The following is a 24,231-nucleotide window of genomic DNA, read 5'->3' as shown; positions in this document are numbered from 1 at the left end:
TGTGGAGGCGGTTCCTTGCGGGTGCGTACGCTAGGGGCGTGCGGGCTGTCGGCTAGGCTAGTGGGTATGGCGAAAAAGAGCAGGGCACCCAAGAAGACCCAAAAGGCGCAGAAGACCCAGAAGCAGCGAAGAACCGCATCGACGATACCGAGAACACCCCCGTGCAGGGTGCCGCCGCTGGCGTGTACCCAATCTCTACGGGTGAGGCGGAGCTGGTCCCTGACGGCTACCACGCTGACGGCTGGCTACTGCTCATTAATGGTGTGCAGTCTTCCCACGTGATCGTGGGTGAGCCCCGCCAGCTGGATTTTGAGTACATGCGCTGGATTGCGGCGGTCGTCTCCTCGCACGTGGAGGAGCACCTGGACGCCGCGAAGCTGCGCATCACCCACCTGGGCGGCGGCGCGTGCTCCATGGCGCGCTATTTTGCCGACCTGTACCCGACCAGCCGCAACACGGTCGTTGAGCTGGATGCCAAGCTCGCCGAGTATGTGCGCGCCTGGTTCGACATTCCCAAGGCGCCGCGCGTGAAGATTCGCGTGGGCGAGGCGGGTGCCGTCACCGCGACCTTCGCGTCCGCATCCCGCGACGTGCTGATTCGTGACGTATTCGCCGGGGACACCACGCCCGAGGCGCTCACCACCGTCGAGTTCACCCGCACCGTCGCCGAGTCGCTGGCACCCGGTGGCCTGTACATCCTGAACTGCGGTGACGGGCCGGCGCTGACCGGTGCCCGCGCGGAGGCGTCCGCCCTGCTTGAGGTGTTCGAATACGTGTGCATTGTGGCGGATTCGGCAATGTTGAAGGGCCGCCGCCGCGGCAACGTCATTATTGCTGGCTCGCACGCGCCCCTGCCCGAGGCTGGTTCCGTGCAGGCTGCCGCTATCGCCCGTGAGCTTATGGGTGGAGGCGTGCCCGCGCAGTACTGGGACACCGCGCGGGTACGCCAGTTCGTGAGGTAGCGGTTTCAGCTGTTGCCTGGGTTTTCGGTGGTGGCTTAGGTCTTTCAGTAATGACCTAAGTTTTTCGACCATAGGTTAGTGACTTCGGTAGGGGTTTTTAACTACCGCCAAAGACCGTAACCTATCACCGAATTCGGCGCCCCCTCCACGGCAGACGCTACTATAGTGGCATGCGATACACCTACCTTGGCCCCTCCGGCACCTTCACCGAATCCGCCCTGCTGAGCGTCCCCGGCGCATCCGACGCCGAACGCATCCCCGCCACCAGCGTGCCCGACGCGCTCGCACGCCTGAACGCGGGCGAGGTGGACGCCGCCATGGTGCCCATTGAAAACTCCGTGGAGGGCGGCGTGAGCGCCACCCTGGACGCTATCGCAGCCAGCGAGGGTGTACGCATTATCCGCGAGGTGCTCGTACCGATCCGCTTCGTGCTGGTCGCCGCGAAGCCCATCAGCATCGAAGACGTCAAGACCATCTCCACCCACTCGCACGCCTGGGCGCAGGTGCGCGGCTGGGCGCAGGAGAACGTACCCACCGCCGCCTACCTGCCCGGCTCCTCCACCGCCGCGGCGGCTGTCGGCCTGCTCGAAGAGGGCTGCACCTACGATGCGGCAATCTGCTCCCCGGCGCTGCTGAACTACCACCCGGAACTGCACGTCATCCAGGACAACATCGGCGACAACAAGAACGCCGTGACCCGCTTCGTGCTGCTCTCCCGCACCGCCGACATCCCCGAACCGACCGGCTCCGACAAGACCACCCTGACCGTGCCGCTGCCCACCAACCGTGCCGGCGCCCTGCTCGAACTGCTCGAACAGTTCTCCGTGCGCGGCGTGAACCTCTCCCGCATTGAATCGCGCCCCACCGGCGAAGGCATGGGCTCCTACTCGTTCAGCATCGACGCCGACGGCCACATCTACGAGGCACGCATGCGTGACGCCCTGCGCGGCTTGCACCGCGTCTCCCCGACGCTGAAATTCCTCGGCTCCTACCCGCGCGCCGACCACGAAAACACCGAAGTCGACGCCATCCACTCCGACGGCTCCTTCGACGCCGCACACGAATGGGTCGAGTCGCTCTTCCCGAACGGCCGCCCCGCACAGCTGCAGCGCCACTAGCGCCACTAGCTGGCCGCCGCTAGATACCCCGCACCTACCCGCGCCCCACCAGCGCAAACCCCGCCCACAACCCACCGCAAGATTAGGTAGGATAAAACAGTGATTGATATTAACCTCCTCCGCGAAAACCCCAACGTCTTCCGCGCCTCCCAGCGAGCACGCGGCAAGGACGAAACCCACGTCGACCGCATCCTCGAAGCCGACACCGCACGCCGCGCACTCATCGGCGAATACGAGACCCTGCGCGCCGAACAGAACGCCTTCGGCAAGACCGTCGCAAAGGCACCCAAGGAAGAAAAGCCCGCCCTCGTCGCACAGGCCAAGGAACTCGCAGCCCGCGTCAACGAAGCAAAGGCAGCCTCCGAAGCGAAAACCGCCGAATACGAGGAACTGATCAGCAGCATCGAAAACCTCATCATCGACGGCGTACCCGTCGGCGGCGAAGACGACTACGTAGTCGTCAAGGAAGTCGGCACCCCCCGCGACTTCACCACCGAAGGCTTCGAACCGCGCGACCACCTCGAAATCGGTGAACTCGTCGACGGCATCGACATGGCACGCGGCGCGAAGGTCTCCGGCGCACGCTTCTACTTCCTCAAGGGCCAGGTAGCACGCCTCGAGCAGGCACTCATGTGGATGGCGCTCGACCTCGCAACCGAGCACGGCTTCACCATGATGACCACCCCCACCCTGGTACGCCCCGAAATCATGAACGGCACCGGCTTCAACGTCAAGCACGACGACGAAATCTACCGCCTCGAACGCGACGACCTGTACCTGGTCGGCACCTCCGAGGTGGCGCTCGCCGGCTACCACACCGACGAAATTCTCGACTTCGAGAAGGGTGCGAAGAAGTACCTGGGCTGGTCCTCCTGCTACCGCCGCGAGGCAGGCTCCGCAGGTAAGGACACCCGCGGCATCATTCGCGTGCACCAGTTCAACAAGGCTGAGATGTTTGTCTACTGCCCCGTCGAGCAGGCAGAAGAGATGCACGAGAAGCTGCTGTCCCTCGAAGAGGAAATGCTGCAGCGCTGCGGCCTCGCATACCGCGTGATTGACACCGCCGCAGGTGATCTCGGTACCTCCGCAGCCCGCAAGTTCGACTGCGAGGCGTGGGTCCCCACCCAGGGCACCTACCGTGAGCTGACCTCCACCTCGAACTGCACCACCTACCAGGCGCGCCGCCTGAACATCCGCGAGCGCACCCCGGACACCGTGGACGAGGCAGGCAACGTGCGTAAGGGCCGCACCCGCTCCGTAGCGACCCTGAACGGTACCCTGGCGACGACTCGCTGGGTGGTTGCCATCCTGGAGACTCACCAGCAGGCAGACGGCTCCGTGCGTATTCCGGAGGCACTGCGCCCGTACATGGGTGGCGCCGAGGTTATCCCCGCAGTAGCTGCTGAGTAAGGGATTGTCCGCCCGCTAAGGCGTATCAAAACCAGCTGAAAAACCCGCTCACCGCGTAAACGGTGGGCGGGTTTTTGCGTATCCCGGTAGTCTAAGAACTATGCCTCTTTACCGTAAACTCCTTGGTGTTTCTGCGGCGGCGGCTCTGACCGCCTCCGTCACTCGTGCCCGCCGTGAAGCGCGCCGACGCGCTATCGAACTGGGTGCGCCCTTCGGCGTGTTGCCGACCCTGCCCACCGGTGAGGCGCAGCGCGTGGGCGTGGTGTACAACCCGAGCAAGCCCGGTGCTGCGGCGGCTATTGAGATTCTGGAACGTACCCTCGCGGCGAACGGCCACCCGCAGGCGCTGGTGCGCACCACCCGCGTGGACGAGCCCGGTTCCGGGGCTGCCCGCGAGCTGATTGCTGAGGGTGTTGATCTGCTCATTGCTGCCGGTGGTGACGGTACGGTGCGTGCTGTGGCGGCGGCGCTGGCGCATTATGAGGGTCCCAAGCCGCGCCTGGGTATTCTGCCGATGGGTACCGGTAACCTGCTGGCGCGTAACCTGTACATTCCGGTGAGTGACGTGGCGGCGTGCATTGATATTGCGCTCAACGGTGCAGGTCAGAGCGTTGATGCGATTGAGATGACGACGACGAGCACCACCGGCGAAGAAACCGAACACACGTTCTTTGTAATGAGTGGTGCCGGCTTTGACGCGCTCGTCATGAATGATACGAACGAGGAGATTAAGGCGAAGTTCGGCTGGGTGGCGTACGTGCAGTCCGGCATGAAGCATATGCTGGGCAGGTCGCACCCGGTGCGCATTAGCGTGGACGGTGGGGAGCCTCGTACTTTGCCGATGCGTTCGGTGCTGATCGCGAATTGTGGCCGCCTGCAGGGTGGTATTCGCCTGGCGGATATGACGGATGTGAATGACGGCAACCTTGAGGTGATTGTGGCGTCGCCGCGTGACCTGGTGGAGTGGGGCCTGCTGATGGCGAAGGTTACGCGCCGCACGATTTTGGGTTCGCCGCGCATTGAGTTGCCGGTGATTCGCCACCTGGTGGGGTCTGAGGTGGTGTTGGAGTTCCCGGATGGTGCGCAACCGGTTGAGGTGGATGGTGACCCGGCACCGTCGGCGTACCGCATTAGCGCGCGCGTGCTGCCTGCCGCCGTGGAGGTGGCGGTTCACCCCGAGGTGCTTTAGTGGGCGTGGCGATGGTGCTGGGGGAGAGGCTGGCACTACCCCCGAATCACCTATATGTGACCTGGATTATGAAAGAAATCGCCATTTTTTTCACTATTTCCTGAAAATCAGGGGGATAGTGAAAAAATCGGCGATTTTTTACACTATTTTTCTTGCTGCCCACCCCGGTGTAGTCCTCGTTTCTAGACGCTACGCCCCAACAAAAATCCCACGGATCGGTTCTGAGACTGTGGGGGAATTTATTTTCAGAATATTCTTGGGTACCCCAAAATACCCCCTTATCTTGTCAGGGGTATCCCCTATGGTCGTTATAAGAGATTTCCAAACAGGTTATCTCTATAGCTCGTAGAAGAGGAGGAAAGACCATGGCCAAGAAAACCAGCACCGACGATGGTGCCCTGTATCGTGCCTACAAATTCCGCCTCGACCCCAATCAGGCACAAAAAGCTAAGCTGATGCAGTGTGTAGGTGCAGCGCGCTATACGTACAACCTGTTCACCGACCATAACCGTAAGGTTTCTCGCGCCTGCGCAGAATACGTGGATACCCGCATTTCTGAAGGTGCTACCGAGGTTATTGCTAAGGCTGAGCTTGATGACATAAAAGAAGAGAACCCTGCTTATAAGTACATCGGTCATTTTGAATACGGAAAGCGATACCTAACCCCTGAGAGACAGCGTCATGAAGCTATCGCCCAGGCTATTGCTGACGGTGCTGACCCCGCCGTGGTCTGGCCTGAAACTGAACGGTCTTCTGAGCCTTGGATGCACACCATCGACCGACGTGTTCTAGTCTCCGGGATAAAGAATGCCCATGCGGCGTGGGGCAACTATTTTGAATCCCTCAAAGGCCTGCGTGCTGGCCCCCGAATGGGTGTCCCACGTTTCAAACGTAAGGGCATCAGCCACGACTCTTTTACCGTCGACCGCGACCCACGTAATGACGAGCTTGGAGGCTACGGCACCCCCTACAAGAAGGGCACACCTGAATATGCACGCCGCACGGCACAGCTGAAGCGCCGCGGTATCAAGACCATCCCGACCATTGAGGACTACCGCCATGTGCGTCTGGCATCCTTGGGCGTTATTCGTACTCATAACAGCACGAAGCCGCTGGTGAAGGCTGTGCGAGCTGGTGCTGATGTTAAATCATTCACCGTCTCCCGTGCTGCTGACCGGTGGTATGTTTCTATCCTTGTTAAGCTGTCCCGTACCCCGGTGACTCCTACCCGGGCCCAGCGTGCCGCTGGTGCCGTCGGTGTAGACCTGGGCGTACGATACCTCGCCGCGCTCTCTGACGAGCAGGCCCCGCAGCGTTTCGCACAGTACCCCTCCCTGGAGTTCACCGGTGATGGGTCTCCCACCCTGGCTAACCCCCGCTGGGCACGTGCCGCTGAGAAGCGCCTAGTGCGCCTGCAGCGCGCCCTCGCACGTGCTCAGAAGGGCTCTAATCGCCGTGCCCGCATTGTGCAGAAGATTGCACGGCACCACCACCTGGTAGCCTTGCGCCGTGAATCGGGCTTGCATCAGGTTTCTAAGCGCCTGGCCACCGGGTACACCCTCATCGGGCTTGAAGACTTGGCTGTGGCGGGTATGACCGCCTCAGCTGCCGGTACCATCGAGGCACCGGGCAAGAATGTGCGCCAGAAGGCCGGGCTTAATCGGTCCATTCTGGATGCCGCTTTTAGTACGCTGCGCCGTCAGCTGGAGTATAAGGCCAGCTGGTACGGCTCGCAGGTACAGATTATTGACCGTTTCTTTGCATCCTCTCAGACGTGTAGCGCTTGCGGAGCACGAGTGAAAACCAAGCTCGGACTCCACGTGCGTGTCTTTGAGTGCGCAGCCTGTGGTGTGCGGATTGATCGTGACGTGAATGCGGCACGTAATATTCGTGCGGAGGCTGTGCGGATGTGTGAGGCGCAACTCGCCCCCGGCACGGGGGAGAGTCTAAACGGACGCGGAGTTGCTGACTCTAATGTTGCCGGTTCGGTGGTGTTGGGGGATGCGGCGTTGGATGCGTCAAGGCCAGCCGCCACGGGCGGCGGGTCACCGTAGACGAGTAATCGTCTACTCATCCCCTTATATACGTGTGGAAACTGAATAATTTTTTTGGTCTTTGGCTGGGTATTGCGACTTGTGGCTGAGTGTGTTCCCCGTATGCGCGGGGATGAGCCCCCTGTAGGGTCTAGAATCGCCTCGAAATCGCCGTGTTCCCCGTATGCGCGGGGATGAGCCCCCCACGCTAAAAATGCTGGTGGTCATCACCCGGTGTTCCCCGTATGCGCGGGGATGAGCCCTGAATCAGTCCCGTACGCAGTGCGTAGGCGTTGTTTTCCCCGTATGCGCGGGGGTGAGCCTAAAGGCACCCTGTAATCCCCCTCAAAACTCACGCGTTCCCTGTATGCGCGGGGATGAACCGGTCCGTAGCTTCGGCCAGAATCCACCAGCATAGTGTTCCCCGTATGCGCGGGGATGAGCCCCCAAACCGAAAGGAACCCGCAAATGCTGGCATGCGTTCCCCGTATACGCGGGGATGAGCCCGCGCGGCGCTGGAGGCTCACACAGCTCATTCTGTTTTCCCCGTATGCGCGGGGATGAGCCCACTCTCAAGCAGAGCCAGGTCAGCAGACCGCAGTTTTCCCCGTATGCGCGGGGATGAGCCCCCTCGCCTCCTGCCCCCTGTAAAAACCCCCGTTAAAAACACGGTCGGGGCCGTCTCGCACGCAGGCTCGAAAAGTGCGAGAATGGAACGAAAAGAAAACTACGAAAGAGATACTTTCATGCTTATTCTCGTTGTGAACGCCGGTTCTTCCTCCCTGAAGTACCAGGTGCGTGACACCTCCCTGCCCGAGGCAGAGCAGATGCTGACCTCCGGCCTCGTCGAAAACATCGGCACCGACGTGCCCAACCACGAAGTCGCATTCGACATCATGTCCGAGAAGCTTGAGCCCGTCCTGGCAGGCCGTGAGCTGCAGGCAGTCGGCCACCGCGTGGTGCAGGGTGCAGAGAAGTTCACCCACCCCGCCCTGCTCACCGAGGAAGTTGTCCAGCAGATCGACGACCTCTCCCCGCTGGCACCGCTGCACAACCCCGCACACGCTCAGGGCATGCGCGCAGCAATGCACAAGTGGCCCTCCCTGCCGCAGGTTGCTATCTTCGACACCGCGTTCCACTCCACCATGCCCGAAGAAGCATGGCGCTACGCGATCCCCTACGACCTGGCTGACAAGTACAGCATCCGCCGCTACGGCTTCCACGGCACCAGCCACGAGTACGTCTCCCACGTTGCAGCTGACATGCTCGGCATTGCACGCGACGAGTTCAACGGCGTTGTCGCACACCTCGGTAACGGCGCGTCCGTGACCGCTGTGAAGGGCGGCAAGTCCGTGGACACCTCCATGGGCTACACCCCGCTGGCTGGCCTGATCATGGGTACCCGCTCCGGCGACATTGACCCCTCGGCACTGACCACCATCCTGTCCCGTGAAGGCATTGACGGTGAACGCCTGGACACCATCCTGAACAAGGAGTCCGGTCTGCTCGCACTGGCTGGCTCCAACGACATGCGTAAGGTCGTTGAGGCTGCACAGTCCGGCGACGAGCGTGCACAGCTCGCACTGGACATGACCTCCTACCGCCTGATGAAGTACATTGGCGGCTACAACCTGGTTGTTGGCGGCGCGCAGGCGCTGATCTTCACCGCTGGTATCGGTGAGAACTCCGGCGACTTCCGCAAGCTGGTCCTGGACCGCCTCGGTGCTCTCGGCATCAAGTACAACGAGGAGGAGAACGCTAAGCGTTCCCCCGAGCCGCGCGTGATTTCCACCGAGGATTCCGCTATCAAGGTGCTGGTCATCCCCACCAACGAGGAGAAGGCTATCGCTGAGGCTACCGAGGAACTCGTCAAGAGCCTCTAAGCCCCACGCACCCCGCCGTGTAGGCGGCTCAGCGTAAAGTAATCCGCCGTGGTACCCATTCCGTATGGGTGTCGCGGCGGATTTCTTATGCCCGCAAGGCGGTGCGCCCCGGGGTCTCTGCGCTGTGTGCCCCGGCGCTGTGTATTCCGATGCCGTGGCGTACCGTAGCGTCGCGAATGGGCATTCTATGAGAAAAAGCGCATTCACATTCACTAGTAAGTGCCCAAAAACGATAGAGTGGAATCAGATAACACTCGATACGAAGCGGACGAGACATGACTCAACCCCCTGAAAACCACCAGCAGCCCGGCGGACAGTTCAACGCCCAGCCCGGCCAGCAGGCATTCCACGCCCCCGGTGAGCCCCTCCCGCAGGACCTCTCCGCCGGCTGGCTCCCCGAAGACGAGCGCCAGAAGCCGGTCAGCCCCCTGCCCCAGCCGAAGCTCTTCGCCTACCAGTCGATGCTGCCGCCGAAGGTGCTGCACGCGCTGCGTCACCCCTCCGAAATTCCGTGGCTGGTCGCCGCCTACGCGGTCACCGCGGTCGGCTACATTGTGCTGTTCATGGCGCTGGCTGACCTGTTCAGCTCGATGATGCGTTACGTCTTCAGCTCAACCGGTGAAGGCTCGGTTCGAGTACCTTCCGGCAGCACCTCCGCGAGCCTGGAAGACCTGATTTTCCAGACGGTTGGCCTGCTCATCCTGGGCCCGATTGCCATCTTTATCGTTCGTGCAATCTACTACGCGCAGCAGCGTGTTCGCGGTGTGCGCATCACCCCGACCCAGTTCCCTGAGGCGTACCAGATGCTCGCCGAAGCAGCGGAGGCGGCGGGCCTGCGCCGCGTGCCGGACGCGTACGTCATCCTCGGTAACGGCGTGATGAACGCTTTCGCGGCAGGTCACGGCTTCCGCCGCTACATCTGCCTGTACTCTGACCTGTTCGAGATCGGTGGTAAGTCCCGTGACCCGGAGGCGCTGCGCTTCATCATTGGCCACGAGGTGGGCCACATCGCCGCAGGTCACGTCGGTTATTTCCGTCTGATTTTCACCACGCTGTTCAACCAGATTCCGGTGCTGTCGAGTGCGCTGTCCCGCTCGCAGGAGTACACCGCCGACAACTTCGGCTACCGCTTCTGCCCCGAGGGCGCTGAGGGTGCTGTCAAGGTGCTTGCGGCGGGTAAGTACCTGAACAAGCAGGTCAACTTCGATGAGCTTGCCGACCGTGCGGTGACCGACCGCGGCCTTGCCGTCTGGTACGTGAACCTGCTGGCAAGCCACCCCATTCTCACCTGGCGTGCGCACGCGCTGCGTGACCGCACCCAGCCCGGCCGCCTGTTCTGGCGTCCGACGGAGAACCCGGTCAAGGAGACCGCACCGCGCGTTCCGGTTCTGATTCCGGCGTCTGAGCCGGTACACATGTGGCCTGACCCGATTCAGTCCACCGAGTTCATGCGTGAGCACCAGGACGCGTGGGCTGACCACACCCTGGAGACCGTGGACGTGTACCCCAAGCCCGAGAACGCCCCCGAGTTCGACGCGAACTCGACCCTGTTTGCTGGCTGGCTCACCGAGCAGGCTCGTGCCTTCCACGGCCAGCGTTGGGATGCGTACGCAGCCGCCGGTGGCATGCCGGCACCGGGTGCTCCCGGTGGCCCGCAGGCGCCCGCACCGGGTCAGCCGTCTTACGGTCAGCAGCCCGGCTTCGGTCAGCCTGCCGCTGGCCAGAACGGTGCAGGCCAGAATGGTGCAGGCCAGCCCGCACCTGAGCAGCCCTCTGCCGGTCAGCCTAATGGCCAGCCCGAGCAGTATGGTTACGGCCAGTACGGCAACAACTCCTCTGAGGGCGGCTCGTACGGTTACGGCTTCGACGGCGACAAGAAGTAGCCGCTGAGCCTCCTCTGACCGCCTCATCTGAGCCGCACAGCTCAATAACCTTTCACGAACCCGTCGGGGTGCTAAGGCACTCCGGCGGGTTCGGCTGTTAACCGCCTCCTGCGCACTCCTGAGCATCCCGTGTGACCCCCAGGTGAGAAGATGCGCCCGCCCCAGCATCCGCCGCGGGGTGCGGTCATAGAATGGAAACCATGCTTTCATCACTTCGCTCCATCAAACTCGACCCGCTACTGACCATGCTCATTACCGCGGTCATCCTCGCCATTATCGTGCCTGCGCGCGGCGACTTCGCCGAATGGTTCAGTACCGGAACGAAGTTCGCGGTCGCCCTGCTGTTCTACCTGTACGGCGCCCGCCTCTCCACCGCGGAGGCTATTCGCGGCCTGACCCACTGGCGTCTGCACCTGATGATTTTGAGCTGCACGTTCGTGCTGTTCCCCCTGGTCGGTTTGGCGCTCTCCCCGCTGCGTTTTGTGCTCGGTGATGGGCTGTACATGGGCATTCTGTTCTTGACCTTTGTGCCCTCGACCGTGCAGGCTTCTATCGCGTTTACCTCGATTGCGGGCGGTAACGTGGCGGCGGCGATTGTGAGTGCTTCGCTCTCTTCGATTGTGGGCGTGGTGGCGACCCCGCTGCTCGCCATGCTGCTGATGAACACGGGGCATATTGAGTTCTCTGGAACGGTCTTCCTGGACATCGCCATTCAGCTGTTCCTGCCGTTCGTGCTCGGTCAGTTGACGCGCCGCTGGGTGGGGGAGTTCGCCAAGAAGCCGACGACCAAGTGGCTGGATAAGTTCTCGGTCATGATGATTGTGTATTCGGCGTTTTCCGCCTCGGTGGTGCAGGGTGTGTGGACGCGTGTGGCGTGGTGGCAGATCGTGCTGCTGGTCGTGCTCATGGCGATTATTGTGGTGTTCATGCTGTGGCTGACTGACCAGCTGGCTAAGCGTCTGGGTTTCAACCGTGCCGACCGTATTACGATTCAGTTCTGCGGTTCGAAGAAGTCGCTGGCGGCTGGTCTGCCGATGGCGATCATTATTTTTGGTGCGGGCTCGCTGGGTCTGATGATGCTGCCGATCATGATTTTCCATCAGGTTCAGTTGATGATTTGTACCTGGCTTGCGGGCCGCTATGCGCGCCTGGATGTGGTGGGTGCCGCCTCCGCGAAGGAAGTTCAGTAGGGGCTTGAACCCTATCTGCTGGGGTGCTCGCCAGGGTGCCTAGTGGGCTCTCTGGCGGGTGCTCTGCGGTTCTCTGGTGGGCCTCGCCGGGTGCTATTGGGGACCTTTGAGCCTGTGAGATAAGCCTCTGATGAGGAGTTTTAATGGGTTCTTTGAGTCTGGATGACCTGCCTGCGAAGTGATATAGCGCGCATTCATCGAAAAACTCTCTGACTAGTGCATTTGTGTGCAAAATGTGGTATTTGTACTGGTCAGTTGGTTTTCTGTGGGTTATGTGCACTCTATTGCATCAAAGTGACCGGCGAGACAATCAACACTATCGGGTGTTGAGCGGTGAAAAAGCCCCAATTTTGCCCTAGAATATTTTGTCGATGGGTTAGACAGATTTGCATCCTGTATGCAAGAATTTATGACTCATGTGGGAATGGTTGAGATTCACTCCCTCACACCGCCCACGAGCGTTGATGCAGCGGATTCACTCCCCGCCCGCATCCCACACCGGAAGAGACTCACTCCCTCAACCGGAAGGAAGCTCAAAACCACTTATTCACTCAAACACAACTGGATACACTCAGCTTAATGACGCGCGTAGAAGACACTATCTATGCGCTAATCGCTGTTCTGTATCCGCCAAGAAAGAGGACACTCCATGGCTACCATCATGAGCGTGAACGTATGCGATTCCAAGTACAACGCTGATCCGACCGGCGTACGAGACTCCACTAGCGCTATCCAGAAGGCTATCGACGATGTTGCTGCCCAGGGCGGCGGCTCCGTGGAGATTCCCGGCGGCATGTACCGCGTCTCCTACCCCTTCCTTGAGATGAAGCACCGCGTCGAGATTTTCGGCCACGGTCAGGCAACCCGAATCGTCGCTTTCACCGACAAGGGTATCCCCTCCACCAAGAACGGTAGCTACGAATGCACCGGCGTTTTCCACACCGGTAGCTACACCACCCCCATGAGCGGTGGCACCAACCAGAACAAGCCCATGCGTATGGGCGTGCGTGACCTGTTCATCCGCACTAACAAGTACAACCTGCCGCTGGATTCTAAGAGCAACCAGATTTTCCTGGAGAAGCACACCCAGCCCGTCGACAACGTTGCAGGTGTCATCTTCCACACCCGCATTGCGGACGCTAATCCCGGTGAGCCGGACGCAGTGCCCACCCTGTCCAACATCGAGATTTGGGACACCGCCATCGGCGTTGCAATCCTGGGCCTGGACGACCAGGGCATGAAGATTGACAAGCTGCGCATCCGCCAGACCCTGCGCCAGGGCCTGCTGGTCGGTAAGCCCGTCGGCCACCCGCTGCGTGCCCGTGAGGGTGACACCCCCGGTGCGGCAGATAACAAGTTCTCCATGATTGACGTCTCTGACGCAAACATGAGCTTCGGCACCTACGCGGGTATTGAGATTTACACTTCTCAGTCCAAGTTCGAGGCGTCCACCAGCTGGTTCAACAAGCGCAACCAGGGTAAGAACGCCCTGTACGAGGTGAAGACCCGCCACGTGGGTGCAGGCTGGTTCATTCAGGGCACCCGCAACATGTTCATTGGCTGCACCGCCCAGGAGAACGCCGGTCACGGCTGGCTCGTGGAGTGGGGTAACAACCAGTTCATTGGTTGCCTGGGCGAGTCCTCCAGCTTCCAGGACGCTGTTACCGGCGCTGCTCGAGGTGACGAGGCGGCGAACTGGTACATTGGTCGTAACGCACGCGGTAGCCGCTTCGTGGCTCCTCGTTCGCACAACCCTTACAGCTGGGCGAAGGCTTCCCTGTACGGTTTCTACATTGAGAACAACATTCGCGATATGCACATTACGACTGCGTCCGCGAAGGATGACCGTATTGGTGAGAACAACATGATTGGCCGCCGTGTTCACGTGACCGGTGCTATGGGCGATAACGTGCTCATTGAGGTGGATCATATTCGCCACGCGACTTTCGCGCCGAAGCAGCTGGAGAAGCGCGGCAACGGCGTGTTCATGGGCTAACCCTCACGGGCTAGGCTCTGCGAGCTGAGGCTCGTGATTACAAAATCTTAAAACGCATACGCCTGAGGGGCGGGGATTACTCCCCGCCCCTCGGCGTTTAACCCGCCCATAAAATGGCAGAAAAACAGCCGAAAAACCGTAGAAAAACGGGGTAGGGGAGCAGGCATCACAGTGCCCGGTCATCGCCTCCACACGCCCAATGCGGTACCCTTGAGCAGAAGGCAGGTCTGCCGGTGCACAGACCCGCACACGTCAAAACACCCGCAGAAATGCGCCCAACACACCGCACCACACAAACTCAACACTGCACCCGCGCAGCACCGTATTCACCGCATACTGCCGTATTCACTCAATTCACTCACCACGCCGCCTTCAGCACCGAACGCGGTACCCATCGAAAGAATTGAGCCCCTCATGCCCGATACGCCCATGAGCATCAACGCCATCAACTACGGCGCAGACCCCACCGGTGCCAAAGACTCCACCGCAGCCATCCAGCGAGCCGTCGACGACGTCGCCGCACGCGGCGGCGGATCCGTAGAACTACCCCGCGGCATCTACCGCGTCTCCTACCCCTTCATCGACATCAAGCACCGCGTCGAAATCTTCGGCTACGGCTCCTCAACCGTCGTCATCGCGCACTCCGACCGTGCCATCCCCACCACCGCCAACGGCCACACCGAATACACCGGCGTGTTCCACGTCGGCAGCTACACCACCCCCGTCTACGGCAACTACAACGCCAACAAGCCCATGCGCATGGGCGTACGCAACCTGCACATCCGCACCAACGCCGCAAACACCCCCATCAGCAGCTACCCGCTGGACGCGCACACCACCCCGCTGAACAACGTCGCCGGCGTCATCTTCCACACCCACCTGACCGGCGACCTGCTCAACGAACCGGACATCGTGCCCGTTATCGCCGGCGTGGAAGTCTGGGACACCGCCATCGGCGTTGCCGTGCTCGGCCTGGACGACCAGGGCATGAAAATTGACGACGTGACCATCCGCCGCACCCTCAACCAGGGCCTGCTGCTCGGCAAGCCCGCCGGCCACCCCCGCCGCCCCAACGAAGGCCAGAACTCTGGCGCGGCAGACAACAAGCTGCGCGGCGTAGACGTTGCCGAGGCGAATCTCAGCGGTGGCTCCTACGCCGGTATCGAGGTGTACGCGGCGCAGGCTAAGTTCGAGAACTGCTCCAGCAACAGCAACCACCGCACCAGCAACAAGAACGCCCTCTACGAGCCCGCCACCCGCCACGCCGGCGCAGGCTGGATCGTGCAGGGTGAACGCAACATGTTCATCGGCTGCACCGCCCGCTCCAACGCGGGTCACGGCTGGCTTGTTGAATGGGCGCACAACGTCTTCATCGGATGCGAAGCGGAAGGCTCCAGCTGGGCTGGCACCGTCAGCGGTGCCGCCGGTGCCGACGAGGCCGCCAACTGGTACATCAGCCGTAACGCGCGCGGTACCCGCATGGTCGCGCCCGTCTCCTACAACCCGCCGGAGAAGCCCGCCTCCCTGTACGGCTTCTACATTGAAAACAAGATTTACGACCTGCGCATCACCGAAGGTACCGCCAAGGATGATCGCATCGGTGAGGGCAATATGCTCGGCCGCCGCGTGTACATCACCGGCGAGATTGGCGCGAACGTGGTCATTGAGGTTGAGGAGCTGCGCCACTCCACCTCGCCCGCCGGTCAGCTCACCAAGGAAGCCTACAACGTGATGCGCGGTTAGTAGAGACTGACGGCAACTGACGGCAACTGACGGCAGCTAGTAGACACGCCCGAACCGGTCCAGGACTTTCCTGTGAATCGTGAGGGAGGCGCGTGTGCCCTAGTGGGCGCGTTATACCGCCACATGTCGGCTAAGAATCAGGGCAGCTGCGAATGGAATACATACCATTTGCAGCTGCTTTGTCGTTTAGAACAATGTTTAATTTTTAGTTGATAAAAGTCTCAATTAAATATTGAATAAAATATTAATATGTACTTTAAACTTTCTATGGCGGTGTAAAACAGTCCATTCACTGTGCACCACCATAGCCGTGCGACAGTATACGGAACACGCACATCATTGGTACACACCAAAACCGCGTATCGCCGCACGTCAGCCCCTATTCATTGCCGCTTCTCACTATTCCTCAACGCACTCCTTCCCCCTTTTCTTATTCGCTCCATTTGGCGACCCCGCAGTCGACCCAAAAATCGGTTCCTTCCGGCCGGTTCCCAACCACAATTACATAAGGAAAAATCCATGCTTCCGGTTATCTCCCGAGTCCTCACACCCACCACTCGCGCACGCCGCACTTTCGCACTCACTCTCGCACTCGCCCTCGGTGCCGTACCCGCAGGCACCTCCGCCATCGCCTCCCACCAGGCTGTAGCTCACGCCGCCGAACCTGCCGCAGCCAACGGCCTCATCAAACTTCACCAGCCCAAGAACGACCCCAGCTACGCCGAATGCGTCGCCAACTTCCTCGGCACCATGAGCGCCACCCCCGGCGTGTGGGCGGTCTGCCACGGCTACCTCGACAGCGAAGAATACACCGTCACTCGCCGCCACAGCACCGCAACCGTCACCCGCGGCCAGCTGGTGCGCATGCTCTACCGCATGGCGGGATCGCCGACCGTCAAGAACCTGCCCAAGACCTCCCCCTACAAGGATGTGGCAACCACTAACCCGGACTACCCCGCCTACATCTGGGCGGCGGATGCGGGCATCACCTCCGGCTGGGATGACGGGCTCTTCCACCCGGACGACTACGCCACCCGCCACACCCTCGCCGCGTTCCTCTACCGTGCCGCAGGTAGCCCCGATGGTGCCGCACGCCTGCGCCAGATTCGCCGTCCGCTACGTGCCGAAGTCAAGAAGACTGAGCAGTTCAAGGCTGAAAACCGCTGGGCAGCCCGCACGCTCGGCGCCTACCCCGAAGTGGACCGCGACAGTGACGGCGTGGCAGACGTGGTGAACCCTGCCAGCCCCCTGTACTTCTCCGATGCCCTGTACATGCTCAAGGCGTACGGCGATAAGGGCCTGAAGGTTGTGGGCACTCCCGCCGTTGACTAGGAGTAATATCGACCAGCTTTAGTGCTAACTAGAAGTAGTGCTGGCTAGCGCATATATTCACCGCCCGCCGGTGCAACCCAATGGGTTGCGCAGGCGGGCGGTGCTCTGTTCCGGGTGCTGTGCTGTTCTGGCAGGTTGCGAGCGCCCGTGCCGCCGCGCAATCGCTTCCGTGCAATGAAAGGTGCATGCTCTGCACCCGCTAAGCTAGAAGGCATGAAGATTGCCACCTGGAACATCAACTCAATCCGCGCCCGTGAGAACCGCGTCGAAGACTGGCTCGACGAACACGACGTTGACGTGCTCGCCCTGCAAGAAACCAAAACCAAGGACGAAACCTTCCCCTTCGACCTCTTCGAATTCATGGGCTACGAGGTTGCGCACTTCGGCCTGAATCAGTGGAATGGCGTGGCAATCGCCTCCCGAGTTGGCCTCGAAGACGTGCAGCGCGGCTTCGATAACCAGCCGCACTTCGGCAAGCCCGGCGAACCCGAGGTGCTGGAGGCGCGCGCTATCGGTGCGACCTGCGGCGGCGTGCGCGTCTGGAGCCTCTACGTGCCCAACGGCCGCGGCCTGACCGACCCGCATATGGACTACAAGCTCCGCTGGATGGAGGCGCTGCGCCAGAACGTGCACAACGAACTGGCGGCTAACCCGCAGTCGCAGCTTGCCCTGGTCGGTGACTGGAACGTCGCCCCCGAAGATGCCGACGTGTGGGATATCGACTACTTCCTGCGCAACGAAATGACCCACGTTTCCGAACCCGAACGCCGCGCTTTCGCCGCCCTACTCGAAGAGGGCATGGTGGACGTAGTGCGCCCGCACACCCCGGGCGAGTACACCTACTGGGACTACCAGGCGGGCCGCTTCACCAAGGATGAGGGTATGCGCATTGACTTTCAGCTGTTCTCGCCCGCGCTCGCCGCACGCGTGGAACGTACCTGGATCGATAAGGTGGAACGTGCCGGTGAAGGCGCAAGCGACCACACGCCGGTCGTGGTTGAGATTGCCGACTAATCCGAGCGCATAGCTTGCCGTAGAACCGCGTGCAGTAAGGAGGCGGGGGAGGGATCCCTCGCCTCCTTGCTGTATCTGCCGGTGCTTCTGTGTGCCTGTCTCTGGGCGGCTGTTCCTATGCCTGCCCCTGGGTTTCTGCCAATATTTCGGGGTTTTCTGTGTGGCTTAGTTGAAAAGTTCGGCTAGCCGAACTATTATTAAATTCCGCCCGGGACGACAGGCAAAAGCGCATTATGATGCCTGCGCAGACACAACCGTGTCCCTAGCGTCCCGGCGCGGCAAACTCCACACATCAACCACATACTCAAACCCGTGACTTCCAATGAAGGATGCCTCATGAACGCTTTCACCCCCGCAGGCAGCAACGCACGCCGCCTCGTCCAGGCGCTCTGCGCCGCCCTCGCACTCACCCTGCTACTCGTGCTCACCGGCTGCGGTAGCACCTCCAGCACCACCGAAGGCGCTAAGAGCAGCAGCGGTAAGAAGACCGTGCTCACCACCTTCACCGTGCTCGCAGACATCGCCCGCAACGTGGCAGGCGACGACCTGAACGTCGAATCCCTCACCAAGCCCGGCGCAGAGATTCACGAGTACGAGCCCACCCCCTCCGACCTGAAGAAGGCACACGCCGCCGACCTGGTGCTCGACAACGGCCTGAACCTCGAATCCTGGTTCGCGAAGTTCGTTGAAGAATCCCACGCTAAGCACGTGACCGTCTCCGAGGGGGTCACGCCCATCTCCATTACCGAGGACGCCTACGCGGGCAAGCCCAACCCCCACGCCTGGATGAGCCCCAGCAACGTGCAAAAGTACGTGGACGTGATGATTCGCGAATTTAGCGCCCTCGACCCGGCCCACGCCGCCGACTACAAGACCCGCGGCGAAGCCTACAAGAAGCAGCTACAGGGCGTGCGTGACGAGCTCGTCAAGGAAATCTCCACCCTGCCCGAGAACCAGCGCGCACTGGTCACCTGTGAAGGTGCCTTCTCCTACCTGGCGGCAGACGCGGGCCTGAAGGAAAAGTACATTTGGGCGGTCAACTCCGAACAGCAGGCGACCCCCTCGCAGATTTCCTCCGCGATCGATTACGTGCGCGAGAACCAGGTTCCCGCCGTGTTCTGCGAATCCACCGTCTCTGACAACCCGATGCGCCAGGTCGCAGACGCCACCGGCGCACGATTCGGCGGCGTGCTCTACGTGGACTCGCTCTCCGAGGCGAACGGCCCCGTGCCCACCTACCTGGACATGATCCGCTACGACGCACGTACCATCGTTGCGGGCCTCAAGGGCAACTCCTAAACCCGGCATAAACCCCGAATAAACCCGGCATAAACCCGGGCCAACCCCGGCATCGAAAACCCTGGGTAAACCCCAAACCCCCGATAGGATAGGAGGGGCGTCGCCTTCTTGGCTCCGCTCCTCCCACGCCGTTAACACTCGCTCACACAGCACCCACTCAGCAACACGCAAGCAAGTACACCCGCCCCACGCATACGGTGACCACCAGAAAGAACACAAGGAATGAGCACTCTTCTCAGCTGCGAAAATGTGCACGTGAACTACGGGCCAGTCCGCGCCCTCACTGGCGCATCCTTCACCCTGGACACCGGGCGTATCTGCGGCCTGATCGGCATGAACGGCTCCGGCAAATCCACCCTTTTCAAAGCCATCATGGGGGTCGTACCCATGCACGCCGGCAGCATCACCCTCGACGGGCAGCCCGTCGGCGGTAACCGTGGCAGCCGCGGCAAGAACGCGCACCATCACCGCGCCGGGCTCGTCAGCTACGTGCCGCAGAGCGAAGAAATCGACTGGACCTTCCCCATCTCCGTGCGCGAGGTGGTCAGCATGGGACGCTACCGCAACCTCGGCATCACCCGCCGCCTGCGTGCCGCAGACCGTGCCGCCGTGGATGAGGCGCTCGCCCGCGTGGAACTGACCGACCTTGCCGACCGTCAGATTGGGGCGCTTTCGGGCGGTCAGCGTAAGCGCGCCTTCGTGGCACGCGCTATCGCTCAGGGCGCCCAGCTGCTGCTGCTGGATGAGCCTTTCGCCGGCGTGGACAAGCGTAGCGAAGCGATGCTCATTCAGGTCATCGAACAGCTGCGTGACGAGGGCGCGACCGTGCTGGTTTCCACGCACGACTTGGCGAGCCTGCGCCAGTTCGCCGACGAGGCGCTACTGCTACGCGGCGATATTCTGATGCACGACACCCCCGAGAAGGTGCTCGCCCCCGAGAACCTGGTGCGTGCCTTCGGCATGGAAGTGGACGCCGGCGCGTCGGTCGCTACCGGTGCCGCTGCCTCCAGCGTTGCTACCTCTGGCACTACTACGAACAGCTCTGCGGAAGGGAAGAACTAAATGGACATCCTCAACTTTCTGGTGGAGCCGCTGACCCTGCCCTTCATGCTCCGCGCATTCGTGGTCACCGTCATTGCCGCCGCCGTCTGCGCCCTGCTCTCCTGCTGGCTCGTGCTGCTCGGCTGGTCGCTCATGGGCGACGCGATCTCGCACGCGGTGCTGCCCGGCGTGGTGCTCGCCTACATTTTCGGTGCACCCTTCGCGGTGGGTGCGGTCATTGCCGCGCTCGTGGCGGTGGCGCTCATCGGCGGGGTGCGGCGCAGCGGCCGCGTGCGTGAGGACGCCGCGATCGGCATCGTGTTCACGACCATGTTCGCGTTCGGTCTGGTGCTGATTTCGGTCACGCCGTCGAATACCGACCTGAACCATATCCTCTTCGGTAACGTGCTGGGTGTGTCCTGGTCGGACGTCTGGCAGGTCGCCATCCTCGCGGTGGTGGTTGCCGCCGTGCTGCTGGTCAAGCGCCGCGACTTCGTGCTGTACGCCTTCGACCCGGGCTTTGCGCAGGCGGTGGGGTTGCGTCCGCGTCTGCTCGGCGCGCTGCTGCTCATTATGCTGGCGCTGACTTCCGTGGTGGCGCTGCAGATCGTGGGTGTGGTGCTGGTCGTGGCGATGCTCGTCATCCCCGGCTCCACCGCGCGCCTGATAACTGACCGGTTCGTGCCGATGCTCGCGGTGAGCGTGGGAGTCTCCCTGGTGGGCACGCTGACCGGCTTGTACGCCAGCTACTACGCGGACGTATCCCCCGGTGGTGCCGTGGTCGTCACGCAGGGCATACTGTTCGCCCTGGCGTACGTGTTCGCCCCGCGCTACGGTCTGCTGGGCAGGATGCGCGCCCGCCGACTCAGCACTGATGCAACGAAAACTGAGCCGGTAGCTTCCTAAGAAAGCTCACCCTGTGAAAGCTCCCTTTGGGAAAGCTTACTGAGTACACTCACCACAGACAGCAATAGGCGGAAAGTCCCACCGTGGGGCTTTCCGCCTATTGCTATCTTCTGAAGGTTGGGGGCGCGTACCCGCCCGGATTTCCGGGCTAGAAGCCCGCCGCTACCGCCCTGTATCTACCGCACCGTGCGGGATACGAACAGGGAGGCGGTCGCCTCCGCACCCAACGGAATAATGGTGCCGCCGGGCTTCACCGCACCGGCCGCGTCCGTCTCGTGCAGGTTGCCGGAACCGGCACCGACCACGCTCACGTTTACCGCTTCCGAGAAGGGCGCGCCCTCCTCAATGTGCAGGCGCACGCCGGGCACAAAACCGTGGCCCTGCAGATAGCGCAGCAGGCGCGGGTCGTCATCGTTAATGCGTTCGAGCACGACTGTTTCGCCGGGTTCGCACTGGCTCAGCGGCACGGTCTGCGGAAAACTAATGTGCCCCGAAGAGTCCGGAATCGGGTCGCCGTGCGGGTCGCGGGTCGGGTGCCCCAGCAGGGTGTCGATGCGGTCCACCATGAAGTCGGATACCGCGTGCTCCAGGACCTCCGCCTCGTCGTGCACACGGTCCCAGGTGTAGCCGAGGGTTTCCACGAGGAACGTCTCAATGAGGCGGTGGCGGCGGATCATCGCCAGCGCGTAGGAGCGGCCGGTTTCAGTAAGCTCAATAGCGCCGTAGGGCTGATGCTCGATCAGGTCGGCGGCGGCGAGGCGCTTGAGGCCGTCAGATACCGAAGAAATGCGCAGGCCCATGCGTTCTGCCAGGGCGGATGCGGTGGCAGGGGTTTTGGTCCATTCTTCGAGGCTCCAGATTTCCTTGAGATAGTTCTGGGTGCTGACGGAAAGTTCTGAAAGAGGCATAAAGATAAGTCTACCTTTTCTCTGGTTTTGCCCGTCGAGCTACAGGGTATTCAGCGCGGGCTTAAAGAGCGTCCCGCCCGGACGGTTCACCCCTGGCAGGGGGTGACCATCACGGGCGGGATCAGGTGTTCGGTTCCGCGCTGGCAGCTACGAAAGGCTGGCAGCTACGAGAGGCTGGCAGGCGCGAAAGAGTGAGGGATGTGCGGCGGTTAGGTGGCGCGGCGGCGCGAACGGTCAATACGGGTCAGCAGCTCGATGAGCGCACCGCGTGCCGCCTGCTCCTCGTGCCAGAGGGAGCGGACGAGGGTGCGGCTGACCGCCTGGGTGGTGATGCCGAGTGCGGTTGCGGCGGCCTTCTGCTGGCCGCGCACGCCGGGTACGAGCAGGTTTACTACGCGCCATTCGGCGTCGGTGCGGTCGGCGCATACGCGGTAGAGCAGGCGTGCGGAGCCTGCGGCGAGGTCGGCGAGGTGGCGGTTGTCGGCGCTGATGCTGATGCAGCGTACGGGTGCGCCTCCCTGTGCTTCTTCGACGGCGAGGCGTGAGAATTCGAGGGCGTCGCCGGTGCAGTCGGTGGTGCTGACGGCGCCGAGTGCGCCTGCGAATCGGGGGATGTTGAGCTCGCCGATTCCGATGCCGACCCAGAAGCCGTTATCGCGCGCGGCAATGAGCGCCGCGTGGAGTGCGTCGCTGGCGCGGTCGAAGGCGCCCTGAATTTCGTCAGGGTATGTCTGGGCGAAGGCAACACGCGGGTTGAGCTTTGCGAGTTCGTCCGACAGTGCAGTGAGTGAGTGCTGTGCGGAACGTTGAATAAAGGTTAGAACGAACACCTTCCTATTATGCCGTAAAACCTTCAACAAGCGGCGTAAGGTTCGCCGTAATACCGGCAACATTTAAACCCCTAAAAATGCGCATTGATAAGGGGAATTATCGTGAGCATGCACTGTGTGCAGAAATCCTCGAAAGGACGTAGAACACCCCCGAAAGGAAAATAATTTTCATGCAAGTGCACGTTGAATTATTCGCTTTCGGGGGCGTTGAGTGGAGTTGATAGACGGGGCTATCGCGGAACTACTGTGCGTTCGTTACCTGCGAGATATGGGGCAGCTGACGCAGCGGCTTCTGGAATACCATCACCACCAGCGACAGGAAAATGAACACCGCGTAGAACAGTGCCGTGTACGTAATACCCCAATCAACAATGAGGAAGCCTGCCAGCAGAACAGCCAGCGGGGTCAGCGCCATGTTCGGGATGCCCTGCACCGAGTGCACGCGACCGATCATGTGCTCCGGGGTGGATGCGTTAATGTACGCAATGATGCTCGAATTGAAGGAGGGGAGCACAATACCCGCCAGCACAATCAGCAGGCACACCGCCCACAGCATCGAATGAACCACCGGCAGCAGCAGGTAGCAGGCCGACATGATGGCCAGGGAGGTGATACCGAGCGGGCCGAGCGCAAACTTCTCGGTCAGCGGGCCGACCAGGAACGAGCCAAGCAGCACACCCACACCGAAGGCGCTCGCGAAGATGCCGATGAAGAGCGGGTGTGCGCCCTCCAGGGTGTAGTAGTAGATGAAGGTGAGCGGAATGCCGACCGTTCCAAAGTTCGCAAGTGTTGAAACGAATGCAATGGACACCAGCACCTTGTTCTTCAGGATGTACTCGAAACCGGCTTTTGAGTCCTGCCAGAAGCTGGTTTTCTCGCCTTCCTCCTCTTCTGCGGGGTGCCGACTAGCGCCGTAACTCTTGGGTGCGACGATGAATGCCAGCAGGTTGACGACCGCGTGAACTGCGGTCATGAGTACAGTCGAGAAGCCGATAATGATGCCTGCGACCGGGCCGCCCAGCAGGTTAGCGGTGGACTCGCGCGTCTCACCCATACCGGAGGCGTACCCCAGATGTTCCTTGGGGACTACGCGGGTGATGATGGACTGTTCACTCGGGTAGTCGAAGGTGGAAATGATGGCGGCGAGAGAAATCGTGATCACCAAAACGTAAATGTTGGTGACGTTGAAAACGAGGTAGAGAAGAATCGCTATCCAGGACAGTGACTGACCGATACAGGACAGCGCCAGGCACTTTGAGGGGCCGATTCTGTCGACCCATGTTCCAGATACTGCTCCGGCGCAGGTGGCGAGAACACCTGCGACGAAGAGGGTGATACTCGCAGCTTCGGGGGAACCGGTCAGCGCCAGGATAATGATGGGCGTGGTGATATAGCTCATCGAGTCTGAGAGCTGGTTGGCTCCAATGGCGAAGAGAGTATTTCGAAAATCTCTATTCTTGAGTAGTTCGGTGTTGACACTCATGGGGGACCTCC

Annotated in this window: 18 protein-coding genes and 1 CRISPR repeat array; of the genes, 15 read left to right on the top strand and 3 right to left on the bottom strand. The window is 61.4% G+C overall.

Annotated elements, in window-relative coordinates:
- The first annotated feature begins 161 nt into the window (after positions 1-161).
- From HMPREF2942_RS07120 to HMPREF2942_RS07050, 15 genes are all read left to right on the top strand, one after another.
- A complete protein-coding gene (locus tag HMPREF2942_RS07120) occupies positions 162-962 on the top strand; it encodes a spermidine synthase (protein WP_246824389.1) in 801 nt (266 codons plus the stop codon).
- Between the two features lie 170 nt (positions 963-1,132).
- On the top strand, positions 1,133-2,080 hold the full coding sequence (gene pheA, locus HMPREF2942_RS07115) for a prephenate dehydratase (protein WP_070688738.1): 948 nt from the start codon (positions 1,133-1,135) through the stop codon (positions 2,078-2,080).
- A gap of 99 nt (positions 2,081-2,179) precedes the next feature.
- Positions 2,180-3,490 carry a serine--tRNA ligase gene (gene serS, locus HMPREF2942_RS07110; RefSeq protein ID WP_070688737.1) on the top strand — a complete coding sequence of 437 codons (1,311 nt, stop codon included), beginning with the start codon at positions 2,180-2,182 and terminating at the stop codon, positions 3,488-3,490.
- Positions 3,491-3,590: 100 nt separating this feature from the next.
- Complete coding sequence (locus HMPREF2942_RS07105; RefSeq protein ID WP_070688736.1) at positions 3,591-4,679, top strand: diacylglycerol/lipid kinase family protein; 1,089 nt, start codon at positions 3,591-3,593, stop codon at positions 4,677-4,679.
- A 365-nt stretch (positions 4,680-5,044) separates the two neighbouring features.
- Complete coding sequence (locus tag HMPREF2942_RS07100; RefSeq protein ID WP_070688735.1) at positions 5,045-6,733, top strand: RNA-guided endonuclease InsQ/TnpB family protein; 1,689 nt, start codon at positions 5,045-5,047, stop codon at positions 6,731-6,733.
- Positions 6,734-6,827: 94 nt separating this feature from the next.
- Positions 6,828-7,341: a CRISPR direct-repeat array (repeat unit 26 nt; unit sequence TTCCCCGTATGCGCGGGGATGAGCCC).
- Between the two features lie 117 nt (positions 7,342-7,458).
- Complete coding sequence (locus HMPREF2942_RS07095; protein WP_070688734.1) at positions 7,459-8,595, top strand: acetate/propionate family kinase; 1,137 nt, start codon at positions 7,459-7,461, stop codon at positions 8,593-8,595.
- A 275-nt stretch (positions 8,596-8,870) separates the two neighbouring features.
- A complete protein-coding gene (locus HMPREF2942_RS07090) occupies positions 8,871-10,478 on the top strand; it encodes a M48 family metallopeptidase (protein WP_070688733.1) in 1,608 nt (535 codons plus the stop codon).
- Positions 10,479-10,669: 191 nt separating this feature from the next.
- Positions 10,670-11,668, top strand: coding sequence for a bile acid:sodium symporter family protein (locus tag HMPREF2942_RS07085; protein WP_371260003.1), 999 nt, complete (start codon positions 10,670-10,672; stop codon positions 11,666-11,668).
- 649 nt (positions 11,669-12,317) lie between these two features.
- Entirely contained in the window at positions 12,318-13,664 is a 1,347-nt protein-coding gene (locus tag HMPREF2942_RS07080; protein ID WP_049357441.1) for a glycosyl hydrolase family 28-related protein, read from the top strand.
- Positions 13,665-14,078: 414 nt separating this feature from the next.
- On the top strand, positions 14,079-15,407 hold the full coding sequence (locus tag HMPREF2942_RS07075) for a glycosyl hydrolase family 28-related protein (RefSeq protein ID WP_070688732.1): 1,329 nt from the start codon (positions 14,079-14,081) through the stop codon (positions 15,405-15,407).
- Between the two features lie 519 nt (positions 15,408-15,926).
- A complete protein-coding gene (locus tag HMPREF2942_RS07070; RefSeq protein WP_070688731.1) occupies positions 15,927-16,739 on the top strand; it encodes an S-layer homology domain-containing protein in 813 nt (270 codons plus the stop codon).
- Between the two features lie 213 nt (positions 16,740-16,952).
- Positions 16,953-17,753 (top strand): exodeoxyribonuclease III, encoded by an 801-nt coding sequence (locus HMPREF2942_RS07065; protein ID WP_070688730.1) that lies wholly within the window; start codon positions 16,953-16,955, stop codon positions 17,751-17,753.
- A 336-nt stretch (positions 17,754-18,089) separates the two neighbouring features.
- A complete protein-coding gene (locus HMPREF2942_RS07060) occupies positions 18,090-19,052 on the top strand; it encodes a metal ABC transporter substrate-binding protein (protein ID WP_005507646.1) in 963 nt (320 codons plus the stop codon).
- A gap of 222 nt (positions 19,053-19,274) precedes the next feature.
- Complete coding sequence (locus HMPREF2942_RS07055) at positions 19,275-20,114, top strand: metal ABC transporter ATP-binding protein (RefSeq protein WP_070688729.1); 840 nt, start codon at positions 19,275-19,277, stop codon at positions 20,112-20,114.
- Positions 20,115-20,999, top strand: a complete 885-nt coding sequence (locus tag HMPREF2942_RS07050; protein WP_070688728.1) for a metal ABC transporter permease — start codon at positions 20,115-20,117, stop codon at positions 20,997-20,999.
- Positions 21,000-21,175: 176 nt separating this feature from the next.
- On the opposite strand, the gene HMPREF2942_RS07045 is transcribed toward HMPREF2942_RS07050, so the two are convergent.
- The 3 genes from HMPREF2942_RS07045 to HMPREF2942_RS07035 all read right to left on the bottom strand — a co-directional run bounded on the left by HMPREF2942_RS07045 (position 21,176) and on the right by HMPREF2942_RS07035 (position 24,220).
- A complete protein-coding gene (locus HMPREF2942_RS07045; protein WP_005504316.1) occupies positions 21,176-21,907 on the bottom strand; it encodes a metal-dependent transcriptional regulator in 732 nt (243 codons plus the stop codon).
- A 209-nt stretch (positions 21,908-22,116) separates the two neighbouring features.
- Positions 22,117-22,737 carry a recombinase RecJ gene (locus HMPREF2942_RS07040; protein WP_246824388.1) on the bottom strand — a complete coding sequence of 207 codons (621 nt, stop codon included), beginning with the start codon at positions 22,735-22,737 and terminating at the stop codon, positions 22,117-22,119.
- Positions 22,738-22,978: 241 nt separating this feature from the next.
- Positions 22,979-24,220, bottom strand: coding sequence for an MFS transporter (locus tag HMPREF2942_RS07035; protein WP_070665589.1), 1,242 nt, complete (start codon positions 24,218-24,220; stop codon positions 22,979-22,981).
- Between the last annotated feature and the right edge of the window lie 11 nt (positions 24,221-24,231).

The organism is Rothia sp. HMSC071C12 (assembly GCF_001813895.1).
In the GTDB taxonomy this organism is placed as follows: domain Bacteria; phylum Actinomycetota; class Actinomycetes; order Actinomycetales; family Micrococcaceae; genus Rothia; species Rothia mucilaginosa.
Note: the sequence above shows the minus strand (reverse complement) of the source record. Positions and strands in the feature narration are given on the sequence as shown.